Source organism: Tianweitania populi, assembly GCF_014652875.1.
GTDB classification, from domain to species: domain Bacteria; phylum Pseudomonadota; class Alphaproteobacteria; order Rhizobiales; family Rhizobiaceae; genus Tianweitania; species Tianweitania populi.
Window position 1 is genome coordinate 473510 of record NZ_BMZQ01000001.1, and the last position, 12231, is coordinate 485740.

The window sequence follows — 12231 nt, forward strand, 5'->3', positions numbered from 1 at the left end:
GTCGCCGCTCCGCAGCCGGCTCATAGAGCCCGGCATGTCAAATCAGATCACACCCATCGCCCCGCGTGAATCGTCCACCCGCGGCTTCGCCCTTGCGATAACCGCCTACCTCCTGTGGGGCTTCCTGCCGCTCTACATGAAAGCCGTCGGTCATATCCCTGCGGTTGAGGTTGTTGCGCACCGCGCTTTGTGGTCGGTGCCGATCGCTGCATTCGCGCTGTTCTGGGCGGGGCGTATGGGCGATTTGATCACCGCGCTGCGTACGCCGCGCATGCTCGGCATGGCCGTTGTCACCGCCGCCATCATCTCGGTGAATTGGGGCATCTATGTCTGGGCCATTGCGGTTGGCCGCACGGTGGAAGCCGCGCTCGGCTACTACATCAATCCGCTCTTCTCGGTCTTTCTGGCCGCACTATTCCTCGGTGAGCGGCTGAAGCGGGCGCAGCTCGTGGCCATCGGTCTTGCCATCATCGCTGTTTCCATTCTTGCTTGGGAACGCGGCGGCCTGCCGTGGGTGTCGGTTGCGCTGGCTGTGAGCTGGGGCTTCTACGCCATGTTCAAACGGTCCCTGCCGATCGGACCCAACCAGGGCTTCTTTCTGGAAGTGTTGATCATCAGCGTGCCCGCGCTGGCTTACCTGATCTGGATCGGCATGACCGGCGGGTCGCATTTCTTCGGCGGTCCAGGCGGAGCCAATCCCTGGCTGCTGGCAGCATCAGGCCTCGTCACGGCCGTACCGTTGCTGCTTTACGCCAATGGCGCGAAACTGCTGAAGCTGTCGACCATCGGCATGATGCAGTATATTGCGCCGAGCATCGTCTTCCTGCTCGCTGTGTTCTGGTTCCGCGAGCCCTTCACCTTCACCACCTTGGTGGCTTTTCTGTTCATCTGGTCGGCGCTGGTGGTGTTCACCGCCTCGGCCTTCCTGTCGCGCCGGACGTGATGCCAGCGCAGGTGGCGAAGCCTACATCTGCTCGATAACGGCTTCGTCGCCTTCCGAGGCGTTGCCTGCCGCAACGATCGCCGGGATGATGTCCTCGACCTTGTCCACGAAGATCGGCCGCACCTGATGCGCGCTGTGGATGAAGCCCTCGGCCGTCATATGGTCGATCAGCGCGCGCATTGGCTCCCAGAAGCCGTCGATATTGGCGAAGATCATCGGCTTGCGGTGCTGACCCAGTTGGCCCCAGGTCATGATCTCGATGATTTCCTCAACCGTGCCGATGCCGCCGGGCAGGGCGACGAAGGCGTCCGACCGCTCGAACATCATGTGCTTGCGCACATGCATCGTGTCGACAACGTGAAGCTCGTCCAGACCGCTCGGCGCGCCGTCCTTGGCTTCCTTGGACAGGAGAAAGGTCGGGATGATACCGGTGACCTTGCCGCCGGCAGCCACGGCCGCGGCTGACACTGCGCCCATGATGCCGCGCGTGCCGCCGCCATAGATCAGCCGCAGTCCGGCTGCCGCCAATGCGGTGCCCAGCGCCTCGCCGCTCTCGATGTAAATGGGGGAACGGCCGGTTGAGGAGCCGCAATAAACGCAGACGGATTGAATCGAAGACATGCCGTGGAGTGCACCTTGGGGATAGTTCAGGTCAAGCCGCCGTCAAGGCCACGCGCTGCCTTTTTCTTGTGACGCTTCGAAAAACAGGCTAATGCCTTGGAGAACATGGGGTTGGAGATTGCTGTGACACCGGCGCGCGTCGTTTTGTTCCTGATCGGGCTGTTCTTTGCGGGCGGGCTGGTCGCTTATGGCTCCGGCGCCTTCGATTCTCAGCAGGCGCAGCCGCAAACAGCCGCGGCCATAACCTCGACGCCAGTGCCCGCGACGCCAGCGCCCACGACGCCCAAGCCGGCAGTTCAACCGCAGTCCCAGGCCGCCATTCCCTCATCCATCACCGGCCAGCCGAACTCTGTCGCGCAGCAGAGTGCTGCCCTCGAAAATACCAAGGCTGCTCTGGAAGAAGCGAAATCCACGCGCAGCGACCGCGTAACGCCGAGCTTCGACATTCTGCGTGTGGAAGCCGACGGCTCGACCGTCGTAGCAGGCCGAGCCAAGCCCGGCGCTGATGTTGAAATCGTCTCGGACGGCACGGTTCTCGGGCAAACCAAGGTCAGCCCGAACGGCGACTTCGCCATCGCGCTGGAGTCTCCACTGCGGGCCGGCGATCACACGCTGGTTCTGCGCTCCAAGGGTGAGGGCGGATCGGCGTCTTCAACCGAGATGGCCATTGTTTCCGTTCCGGCAGACAAGAAGGGCCAGGTTCTCGCCATGGTGCAGGAACCCGGCCAGCCCAGCCGCTTGATCAGCCTGCCGGAAGCGGACGAGACGACGAATAAGCCGGCGATGTCCGATCAGCCATCCACGAGTGCGACCGCCTCGACCACTGCGCCCGCTCAGGACAACCAGGCTCCAGCGGCCGCGTCTCAGCCTGCGGCAAACACCCAGACGGCAGCTGTGAGCGGCCAGGCACCAGCACCGGCAGCGCAGCAAGACGGTAACGCAAACACCGCGCCAACGGTAGAAGCCGTCGAAATCGAAGGCAGCATGATCTATGTCGCCGGCCGGTCCGCTCCGGGCGCCAAGCTGCGCGCTTATGCTAATGACGATTTCCTAGGTGAGGCGACCGCTTCGCCCGATGGGCAGTTCCTGGTGGAAGCCAAGCGCGATCTCGCCGTCGGCAAATACACGATCCGCATTGATGCCATCGGCGCTGATGGTGCGACGGTAACGCAGCGTGCCGCCGTTCCGTTTGAGCGCGAAGCGGGTGAAGCCGTGGCTGCAGTCGCGCCAACGCAGGAAAGCGCCGCGCCAAGTTCGGACGCCACTGCCGCTGCCAGCGCTCTACCGCCCGCTGCTACAAGCCCGGCAGCCGCTTCGGCCAGCACAACGCCAACCGCCAGCGCTGCCGCCGACCCTGCTGCGGCAGCCGTGCAGACCACCGCTCCAGCACTGCAGACAGCAAAAGGCGCCGTCATCATCCGTCGCGGCGACTCGCTGTGGCGCATATCCAAGCGCGCTTACGGACGAGGCGTTCGTTATTCCACGATCTACCTCGCCAATCAGGACCAAATCCAGAATCCGAACCGCATCTGGCCCGGCCAGATCTTCCATATGCCGGACAGCACCACCGAAGGTGAAAAGGCGGATATGACCCAACTCGGCGACCAAGCCACGACGCGCGACTGACAGCAGGGGCAGGCCCTTCCTGCCTTGCCAGTTGAACTTGCGTGTCACACATTCATCGTATATCGCCGATAAACGATGAACAACATTGCCTCGGATCATCGATGGGAGCATGACGAGCGGATTGCGGCGGGGCTGTCGGCCCTTTCGCATCCCGCCCGTTTGCGCATACTGCGTGAGCTTTCGCGAAGCCGGGCTTGTTGCTGCAAGGATGTTGTTGGTCGGCTGGACCTTGCCCAATCGACTGTGTCGCAACATCTAAAGGTTCTCGTGGATGCCGGTCTCGTGGTGTGCTCACCCGACGGCCAGCGTTCGCGCTACAGACTTGATACTGCCGCGCTCAAAGATCTGGCTGACAGCCTGTCCTGCCTTTCCGGCGCCTGCGCGGCTTCTTTAAACGAACTCTGCGGATAATTCTTTTGGCTGACAAAACTGTTTCGGCCGACTCCGGATCGCTGTTCCGGACGCTCGGCAATCTTTGGCCCTATATGTGGCCCGCCAACCGGCCGGACCTGCGTCAGCGTGTGATCTGGGCGAGCTTCTATCTCGTTCTGTCCAAGCTGATCCTGATCGGCGTTCCCTATTTCTTCAAATGGGCGACCGACGCGCTGAACGGGCAGCTTACCGTGTCGCAGATCGTTCCGGCCTTGCTGGTCGGGCCGATCATGCTGGTGATCGCCTATAACGTCGTGCGTCTCGTGCAGCTTGGCTTGAATCAACTGCGCGACGCTCTGTTCGCACGCGTCGGACAGCATGCCGTTCGGCAGCTTGCCTACCGTACCTTCGTCCACATGCATCAACTGTCGCTGCGGTTCCATCTGGAGCGGCGCACAGGGGGCCTGTCGCGCGTCATCGAACGCGGCACGAAGGGCATCGAAACGATCGTGCGCTTCACGATCCTCAACACGATGCCAACCGTGCTCGAATTCGTGCTCACGGCCGCCGTTTTCGCCTGGGCGTATGGCTGGAGCTACGTCGCGGTCATCAGTGCGACCGTGGTGCTCTATGTCTGGTTCACGGTTAAGGCGAGCGACTGGCGTATCACGATCCGCCGCGAGATGAACGACTCGGATACTGACGCCAACTCCAAGGCAATCGACTCGCTGCTCAACTTCGAAACCGTCAAATATTTCGGCAATGAGCGCATGGAAGCCGAGCGGTTCGATCGCTCCATGGCGCGATACGAGGACGCGGCAACCAAGACATGGACATCACTTGGCTGGCTGAACTTCGGTCAGGGCGTCATCTTCGGTCTTGGCACTGCGATCGTCATGGCGATGTCGGCGCGCGAGGTCATGAACGGCACGCAGACGATCGGCGACTTCGTTTTTGTCAATGCCCTGTTGATGCAGCTATCCGTCCCGCTCAACTTCATCGGCTTCGTGTATCGCGAAATTCGTCAGGCCGTGACCGACATCGAGCAGATGTTCGGCCTGCTGGATATGAAGCAGGAAGTGACCGATGCTCCGGGTGCCCCGCCCCTGGCCATCACCAACGGCACGGTACGCTTTGAGGACGTGCATTTCGCTTATGATGCCAACCGGCAGATCCTGAAGGGCGTCAGCTTCGAAGTGCCAGCCGGCAAGACGGTGGCGATCGTCGGCCCATCCGGTGCCGGCAAGTCGACGATCTCGCGCCTGCTGTTCCGCTTTTACGATGTCCAGAAGGGCCGCGTGACCGTGGATGGCCAGGATGTCCGCGAGATCACGCAGGAAAGCCTGAGGGCGGCGATCGGCATGGTGCCGCAGGATACGGTGCTGTTCAACGACACCATCGCCTACAACATCCGCTATGGTCGCCCCGATGCCTCGGCGGAGGAGGTGGAGCGTGCCGCCGAGCAGGCGCAGATTTCCGGCTTCATCACGCGTCTGCCGGAAGGCTTTGACAGCATGGTTGGCGAACGCGGCTTGAAGTTGTCGGGCGGTGAAAAGCAGCGCGTTGCAATTGCCCGCACCATCCTGAAGGCGCCGCCGCTCCTGATTCTGGATGAAGCGACATCCGCGCTGGATACACAGACCGAGCAGTCGATCCAGGCATCCTTGGACGAGGTCAGCCGTGGGCGCACCACGATCGTAATCGCGCATCGGCTGTCCACTGTCATCAAGGCCGATCAGATCATCGTACTGCGCGACGGCACGATCGCAGAGCGCGGCACTCATGCGGAGCTGATGGACGAAAACGGTCTCTACGCCTCCATGTGGATGCGCCAGCGTGAAGCTACCGAAGCCGAAGAGCGGCTGCGTCGTGCCCGCGAAGCAGCCGAGATGGAAGAGGGTTCGGTGCGCATCGAGCCTCAACTGGTTGAAAGCTGAACGCGCACACACACGGATGACAATGGGTTGCGTTGAAAGGCGCAACCCTTTCCGCTAATCACAGCTGCGATTAACGGGACCTGACGCATGACCCTGGCGGACACTATCCGCAATACGCTGACGCCGATCCACAAGGAGGGCTACCCCTTCATCGCTGGTTTCGCGGTTGTCACCATCATCATCGGCTTTCTTTGGGCGCCGCTGTTCTTTGTCGGCTTGGTGCTGACGGCCTGGTGCACCTACTTCTTCCGCGATCCGCAGCGCGTGACGCCGATCGACGACGGGCTGGTGGTGAGCCCTGCAGATGGCCGCATCTCCGCCGTTGGTCCGGCCGTGCCGCCACGCGAGCTCGGCTTGGGCAATGCCGAGATGACGCGCATTTCCGTGTTCATGGACGTGTTTTCCTGTCATGTGAATCGCGCGCCGGTGCGCGGTCTCGTCAGCAAGATCGAATATCGTCCTGGCAAGTTCCTGAATGCCGATCTCGACAAGGCCAGCGCCGAAAACGAGCGCAACGGCCTGCTGATCGAAAGCCCGCATGGCACGATCGCCTGCGTGCAGGTCGCCGGCCTCGTGGCCCGCCGCATCCTCTGCTGGGTTGATGAAGGCAGCCAGATTTCGACCGGTGAGCGCTTCGGCCTGATCCGCTTCGGTTCGCGCCTTGATGTTTACCTGCCGGGCAACGCCACGCCGCGCGTGGCTGTCGGGCAGACGGCCATCGCCGGCGAAACCATCCTGGCTGATTTCGATAGCGGGCTGACGACGCCGCTCGTGCGGATTGCCTGATCACCCATGCTGGATCCCGTCAATCATCAAGACGAGAATGGGCTGGAGGCAGAGCCGCGCATGCGCCGCATCTCCATCCGCCTGCTGATCCCCAACCTGCTGACGCTGCTGGCGATCTGCGCCGGCATGACGGGCATCCGGCTGGCTTTCGAAGGGCGCTTCGAGATCGCCGTCATCATGGTGCTTGGCGCTGCCTTCCTCGACGGTATCGATGGGCGCGCCGCACGCATGCTGAAGGCGACATCGAACTTCGGCGCGCAGATGGATTCGTTGGCCGACATCGTCAATTTCGGCGTCGCGCCGGCGCTGGTGCTTTACGCCTATCTCCTTGATCAGGCAGGATCCTTCGGCTGGATCGCCGCGATGCTCTACGCCATCGCCTGCGGACTGCGCCTCGCGCGTTTCAACGTCATGCTGGATGATCCCAACCGCCCGGCCTGGAAGACCGCCTATTTCGTTGGCGTGCCGGCACCGGCTGGGGCAGGGCTGGTGATGCTGCCGATCTATCTCGGCTTTCTCGGCGTGGAGCCGGATCGCAGCTTTGCCATGGGCGCTGTGGTCTTCACGCTGATCGTCGCCTGGCTTCTGGTCAGCCGCTTGCCGGTTTATTCTGGCAAGACGGTGGGGCAGCGGATCGGCCGTGATGCCGTCATCCCGCTGACGCTGGGTGCCGTTGCCTATGTGCTGTTTCTCACAAGCTATACCTGGGAAACGCTGGTTGTTTCAGCTGTTGCTTACGCAGTATTCCTGCCGCTCAGCGTGCGCGCGTACCGCCGCCGCGCCGCCAAGGAAGCTCGGGCTTAAACGCAGGGCGGCGCCGCCTCAAAAAGCGTGCGGCGCCTTGATCGTTTTAAGCAGATCCGGCAGCTGCCGCATGTCCGTAAATACGGCATCCGGTTGAAGCCGCTCGAACGCCTTCAACAACCCGCCGAGTTCGGCATGCGCGCCGCCGGCAAAGCCGAGAACCTTCATGCCAGCGCTCTGCGCGGCCTGGATGCCGGCCGGGCTGTCTTCCACCACGATGCAGTCCGAGGGCTCCACGCCCATTTGACTGGCTGCATGCAGGAACAGGTCGGGGAAGGGCTTGCCGCGCTTCACCATGGTCGAACTAAAGATGTTGGGCTCGAACAAGTCGAGCAGACCGGTGACGCCCAGCGACAGCCGGATACGGTCGGGCTGGCTCGAAGACGCCACGCAGAAGGGCCGCTTCAGCGATAGCAGCGCATCGCGGATGCCGGGGATCGGCGTCAGCTCATCCGTGAAGCGCTGACGCATATCCACACGGATCGCTTCCATGTGGTCGTCGCTGAAGTCGACGGCATGGCTCTCGCGCAGTAGCTCGCGGATCGTCGCCATGCTGCGGCCGAGAAAGGCTTCGTAGGCGAGGGCGGTGGACACGTCGCCACCGGCGCGGGCGATATGATCGACAAGCACGCCGATTGACAGCGGCTCGCTATCCACCAGAACCCCGTCACAATCAAAGATGACGAGGCCCGGGTAAGCCGGAACAGAGAGATCGGTCACGCTTAGTGCTGGCCGGCCAGATAGCGCTCGACGGTCGCGCGTGTGCCGTCAGCCCACAACGCCTTCAGGCTCTTGGCGAAGGCCGCCGCAAAGACTTCGGACTTGGCGACGTCGCCATAGATGTCGCTCATGGCAAGCCAGGCCGAAGGATCGCTCTTGGCAGCCCGCGCAGTCTCCTGCAGGCGGTCCCAGGACGGATCGTTCGGCTCGGTCACCGCGCCGGAGTCGGTCGTGCCCTCGCAATACCGGCACCACAAAGCCGATTCGAATGCGAGGCCGTCCACCGAGGCACCCGCCTTGAGGCGGTCGGCGATGGTCGGCACGATGAACTTCGGCTGGCGGTTGGAGCCGTCGAGGCAGAGGCGGCGGATGGTGTCGCCGATCTTCGGGTTCGAGAAGCGGCGTACGATCAACTCGTAATACTCGTCGAGCACCACGCCGGGTACCGGCGGCACGGTGGGGATGATCTCGTCGCGCTCCACCTTGTCGAGGAAGCGTGCCACCAGCGGCTCGGCCATGCCTTCATCCACGAAATGGATGTCGAGCAGACCAGCGGGATAGGCGATCGTCGCATGCCCGCCATTGAGGATGCGGATCTTCATCAGTTCGAAGGGCGAAACATCCGGCACGAACTGAACGCCGACTTTCTCCAGCGCGGGGCGCCCGGCCGTGAACTTGTCTTCCAGCACCCACTGCTTGAAGGGTTCGCAGAACACCGGCCAGTTGTCTTCCACGCCGAAATCATCGCGCAAAAGGGTGCGCTCACGATCCGACGTTGCCGGCGTAATGCGATCGACCATGCCATTCGGGAAGGCCACGGTTTCGCGCACCCATGCCGCAAAATCTGTATCGAACAGCTCAGCCAGACCCGCCACCGCATCGCGCGTGACATGTCCGTTATGGGGAATGTTGTCGCAGGACATGACCGTGAAAGGTACGGCTCCTGCCTCGCGGCGCTGCTTCAAGCCGGCCAGGATCAAGCCGAACACGGTGGTCGGCGCGTCCGGTGATGCGGCGTCGGCCACGATCGCCGGATGCTTCGGGTTGAACTTGCCGGTCGACGCGTCGATGAAGTAGCCGCCCTCGGTGATGGTCAGCGATACGATGCGGATTGCCGGATCGGCCAGCGTGGCGAGGATCCGAGCCGTGTCGCCCGGCGCAATAAAGTCGATCATCGCACCCGTGACGCGGGCTTCCATATGTCCGGTGTCCTGCTCAACCACAGTGGTCAGCCAATCCTGCGCGCCGAGCTTCTCATGCATGGCGGCTTCGGACGGCAGCACGCCGGCACCGATGATCGCCCAGTCATGATCCGCACCCGTGGCGAACAGATCGTCGAGGTAAACCGCCTGATGCGCGCGATGGAAGTTGCCGACGCCGAAATGCAGAATACCCGCCTTCAGGTCGGAGCGGTCATAACGGGGAGCAGGGACCTTGGCCGGCAGATCGGACAGCGCGGCAGCAGACAATTTCACAGACATGGCAGTTCTTCCAGATTTCGCTAGGGCATCTTGGCCATAGGCGATGGTCGTTTCATGACAAGGCAACGCCGCCTTGTGCTTAAAGCGCGATGCCGTCCTTGCCGAAGCGGTGCAGCTTCTGGGCGTCCGGCGTCAGGTAGATCGTGTCGCCCGGATTCAGCCCCGCTTCGCCCTCAGCGCGAACGGTGATGTGGTCCATGCCGTGATCCATGCCTTCGGCATGCACATGCAGGAACGTGTCGGAGCCGAGATGTTCGGCCACGCCGACCGTGCCCTTCCAGTCGCCCTCCGTACGGGAGATCAGAAGATGCTCCGGACGCACGCCGATGGTTTCCGCACTGTACTTGGATGCAGCCGCACCGCTCAGCAGGTTCATGCGTGGGCTGCCGATGAAGCCGGCCACGAACAGGTTGCGCGGGCTGCGATAGAGTTCGAGCGGCGAACCGACCTGCTCGATATTGCCGGCATTCAGCACCACGATCTTGTCGGCCATGGTCATGGCCTCGACCTGGTCATGCGTCACGTAGATCATCGTGGTCTTGAGCTGCTGGTGAAGCTCGCTGATCTCCAACCGCATCGTGCCGCGCAAGGCCGCATCGAGGTTGGACAGCGGCTCGTCGAACAGGAAGGCGGAAGGCTGGCGCACGATGGCGCGGCCGATCGCGACACGCTGGCGCTGGCCGCCGGAGAGCTGGCCGGGGCGACGGTCGAGATAGTTGGTGAGGTTCAGGACCTTGGCGGCATCCTTCACCTTGCGGTCGATCAGCGTCTTGTCTTCGCCAGCCATCTTCAGCGGGAAGGCGATGTTCTTGTAGACCGACATATGCGGATAAAGCGCATAGGACTGGAACACCATGGCCAGGCCCCGCTTGGCCGGCGCTTCCTGCGTCACGTCGCGGCCGTCGATGCGGATGGTGCCGCTGGTCACATCTTCCAAGCCCGCTATCAGGCGCAGCAGGGTGGACTTGCCGCAGCCCGAAGGACCGACGAAAACGACGAACTCGCCATCCTCGATATCGAGATTGAGGTCCGGGATGATGCTCGTGACCCCGAAGGATTTCGAGACGTGTTCGAGGTTGATCTTGCCCATATGTCTCCCCTTCAAGCCCTGCGCCACTTACGCGGCACGGCGGCCCTTGTCTTTGTTTACTTCACCGCACCGAAGGTCAAACCGCGAACCAGCTGACGCTGGGAGAACCAGCCCATGATCAGGATCGGCGCGATCGCCATGGTGGATGCGGCCGACAGCTTTGCCCAGAACAGACCTTGCGGGCTGGAAAAGGACGCGATGAAAGCGGTCAGCGGCGCGGCGTTGGTGGTGGTCAAACGGATCGTCCAGAACGCTTCGTTCCAGGCGAGAATGATGTTGAGCAACAGCGTCGAGGCAATGCCCGGCACCGCCATCGGCGTCAGCACATAGATGATCTCGTTCCACAAGGACGCGCCGTCCATGCGCGACGCTTCCAGGATCTCGCCGGGGATCTCGCGGAAATAGGTGTAAAGCATCCATACAACGATCGGCAGGTTGATCAGCGTCAGCATGACGGTCAGACCGATGCGGCTGTCGAGCAGACCCCAGTCGCGGAACAGAAGATAAATTGGCACGAGAACCGCGACCGCCGGCATCATCTTGGTGGACAACATCCACATCAGGATGTCCTTGGTGCGGCGCGTCGGCGAAAACGCCATCGACCATGCGGCCGGAATGGCCACGATCAGAGCCAGCACCGTCGATCCCAGCGAGATGATCACCGAATTCATGAAGGGCCGGAAGTAATCGCGCTGGGTTTCCACGTCGATATAGTTCTGGAACGTGCCCGACGGAATTAGGCTGATGCCGGCAATGGCTTCCGGCTCCGTCTTGAAGCTGGTGATAATCGTATAAAGGATCGGGAAAAAGATCACGAGGGCGATCACCCAGGCGACCACGGTCCAGGCGATCTTCTGTCCGGTTGAGGCAGTGCGAGCCATGATCGTTTCCTCAGCGGTCCAGGTTCTTGCCGACCGCGCGCATCACGAACAGCGCGACGATATTGGCAAGCACGATTGCAATCACACCGCCGGCCGAAGCACCGCCGACATCATAGCCGAGCAGCGCGGTGCGGTAGATCAGGAAGGGCAGGTTGGTGGAAGCGTAGCCGGGGCCGCCGTTGGTGGTGACCAGGATCTCGGCATAAACGCTGAGCAGGAAGATGGTCTGGATCAAGATCACGACAGTGATCGCGCGCGCCATATGCGGCAGCGTCAAATGCCAGAAGCGCGCCACAAGGCCTGCGCCATCCATTTCGGCTGCTTCCTTCTGCTCGCCATCGAGTGACTGCAGCGAAGTCAGCAGGATCAGCGTCGCGAAAGGCAACCACTGCCAGGCCACGATGATGATGATCGACAACAGCGGAAATTGCGCAAACCAATCGATCGGGGTCGCGCCGAACACCTTGAATAGGTCGGCCAGCACCCCGTAGCCTGGATGCATGATCATGTTCTTCCAGATCAGCGCGGCCACCGGCGGCATGACGAAGAAGGGCGAGATCACGAGAATGCGCACAATGCCCTGACCGAACATCGGTTGGTCGAGCAGAAGAGCCAGCGCGATACCGCCGACGATCGTGATGAAAAGGACGCCGCCAACGATCAGCAGCGTGTTCCAGATCGACTGGAAGAAGGCGGGGTCGGTGTAGAAGAACTGGTAGTTGAACAGACCAGCCCATGACACATTGGCGGGGTTGAGGAGATTGTAGTTCTGGAACGAGAACCACAGCGTCATCGCCAGCGGCACGATCATCCAGACAAGCAGCAAGAGCACCGAAGGCATCATCATGATGCGGGCGAGCGTCCGGGTCTGTCTCGTAGCCATTGCGTCTCCCCAGTCTGTGCTTCGCAAACGGCACAGTACATCTATCAGATAGAAGAAAATCGCCCGACACAAGCCGGGCGATGAAGG

12 protein-coding genes are annotated in these 12231 nt (G+C 62.0%); 6 read left to right on the forward strand and 6 right to left on the reverse strand.

Annotated features, from left to right (window positions below):
• Positions 1–34: 34 nt before the first annotated feature.
• Positions 35–943, forward strand: coding sequence for an EamA family transporter RarD (gene rarD / locus IE166_RS02315; protein WP_189501417.1), 909 nt, complete (start codon positions 35–37; stop codon positions 941–943).
• Positions 944–964: 21 nt separating this feature from the next.
• Here the strand turns inward: rarD and IE166_RS02320 are convergent, their stop codons facing one another.
• Positions 965–1564: an LOG family protein gene (locus IE166_RS02320; protein WP_189501418.1), complete on the reverse strand. Its 600-nt coding sequence runs from the start codon at positions 1562–1564 to the stop codon at positions 965–967.
• 105 nt (positions 1565–1669) lie between these two features.
• Here IE166_RS02320 and IE166_RS02325 point away from each other — a divergent pair, with 105 nt between their 5' ends.
• The 5 genes from IE166_RS02325 (at position 1670) to IE166_RS02345 (ending at position 7089) form a co-directional block, all read left to right on the forward strand.
• Positions 1670–3190: an Ig-like domain-containing protein gene (locus IE166_RS02325; RefSeq protein WP_189501419.1), complete on the forward strand. Its 1521-nt coding sequence runs from the start codon at positions 1670–1672 to the stop codon at positions 3188–3190.
• Between the two features lie 75 nt (positions 3191–3265).
• Positions 3266–3601: an ArsR/SmtB family transcription factor gene (locus tag IE166_RS02330; protein ID WP_189501420.1), complete on the forward strand. Its 336-nt coding sequence runs from the start codon at positions 3266–3268 to the stop codon at positions 3599–3601.
• Positions 3602–3606: 5 nt separating this feature from the next.
• Positions 3607–5499, forward strand: coding sequence for an ABCB family ABC transporter ATP-binding protein/permease (locus IE166_RS02335; protein WP_189501421.1), 1893 nt, complete (start codon positions 3607–3609; stop codon positions 5497–5499).
• An 87-nt stretch (positions 5500–5586) separates the two neighbouring features.
• The gene (locus IE166_RS02340; protein ID WP_189501422.1) at positions 5587–6285 is read left to right on the forward strand and encodes a phosphatidylserine decarboxylase; all 699 of its coding nucleotides are present in this window, start codon (positions 5587–5589) and stop codon (positions 6283–6285) included.
• Positions 6286–6291: 6 nt separating this feature from the next.
• Positions 6292–7089: a CDP-alcohol phosphatidyltransferase family protein gene (locus tag IE166_RS02345; RefSeq protein ID WP_189501423.1), complete on the forward strand. Its 798-nt coding sequence runs from the start codon at positions 6292–6294 to the stop codon at positions 7087–7089.
• 18 nt (positions 7090–7107) lie between these two features.
• On the opposite strand, the gene IE166_RS02350 is transcribed toward IE166_RS02345, so the two are convergent.
• From IE166_RS02350 to IE166_RS02370, 5 genes are all read right to left on the reverse strand, one after another.
• On the reverse strand, positions 7108–7809 hold the full coding sequence (locus tag IE166_RS02350; protein ID WP_189501424.1) for an HAD family hydrolase: 702 nt from the start codon (positions 7807–7809) through the stop codon (positions 7108–7110).
• 2 nt (positions 7810–7811) lie between these two features.
• On the reverse strand, positions 7812–9290 hold the full coding sequence (locus IE166_RS02355) for a mannitol dehydrogenase family protein (RefSeq protein ID WP_189501425.1): 1479 nt from the start codon (positions 9288–9290) through the stop codon (positions 7812–7814).
• A 79-nt stretch (positions 9291–9369) separates the two neighbouring features.
• Positions 9370–10380 carry an ABC transporter ATP-binding protein gene (locus IE166_RS02360; protein WP_189501426.1) on the reverse strand — a complete coding sequence of 337 codons (1011 nt, stop codon included), beginning with the start codon at positions 10378–10380 and terminating at the stop codon, positions 9370–9372.
• A gap of 56 nt (positions 10381–10436) precedes the next feature.
• The gene (locus IE166_RS02365; protein ID WP_189501427.1) at positions 10437–11261 is read right to left on the reverse strand and encodes a carbohydrate ABC transporter permease; all 825 of its coding nucleotides are present in this window, start codon (positions 11259–11261) and stop codon (positions 10437–10439) included.
• A gap of 10 nt (positions 11262–11271) precedes the next feature.
• Positions 11272–12144, reverse strand: coding sequence for a carbohydrate ABC transporter permease (locus IE166_RS02370; RefSeq protein ID WP_189501428.1), 873 nt, complete (start codon positions 12142–12144; stop codon positions 11272–11274).
• Positions 12145–12231: the final 87 nt, after the last annotated feature.

Coding starts and splice junctions, on each gene's coding strand:
- rarD (WP_189501417.1), top strand. CDS start 35: ATGTCAAATCAGATCACACCCATCGCCCCGCGTGAATCGTCCACCCGC.
- IE166_RS02320 (WP_189501418.1), bottom strand. CDS start 1,564: ATGTCTTCGATTCAATCCGTCTGCGTTTATTGCGGCTCCTCAACCGGC.
- IE166_RS02325 (WP_189501419.1), top strand. CDS start 1,670: ATGGGGTTGGAGATTGCTGTGACACCGGCGCGCGTCGTTTTGTTCCTG.
- IE166_RS02330 (WP_189501420.1), top strand. CDS start 3,266: ATGAACAACATTGCCTCGGATCATCGATGGGAGCATGACGAGCGGATT.
- IE166_RS02340 (WP_189501422.1), top strand. CDS start 5,587: ATGACCCTGGCGGACACTATCCGCAATACGCTGACGCCGATCCACAAG.
- IE166_RS02345 (WP_189501423.1), top strand. CDS start 6,292: ATGCTGGATCCCGTCAATCATCAAGACGAGAATGGGCTGGAGGCAGAG.
- IE166_RS02355 (WP_189501425.1), bottom strand. CDS start 9,290: ATGTCTGTGAAATTGTCTGCTGCCGCGCTGTCCGATCTGCCGGCCAAG.
- IE166_RS02360 (WP_189501426.1), bottom strand. CDS start 10,380: ATGGGCAAGATCAACCTCGAACACGTCTCGAAATCCTTCGGGGTCACG.
- IE166_RS02365 (WP_189501427.1), bottom strand. CDS start 11,261: ATGGCTCGCACTGCCTCAACCGGACAGAAGATCGCCTGGACCGTGGTC.
- IE166_RS02370 (WP_189501428.1), bottom strand. CDS start 12,144: ATGGCTACGAGACAGACCCGGACGCTCGCCCGCATCATGATGATGCCT.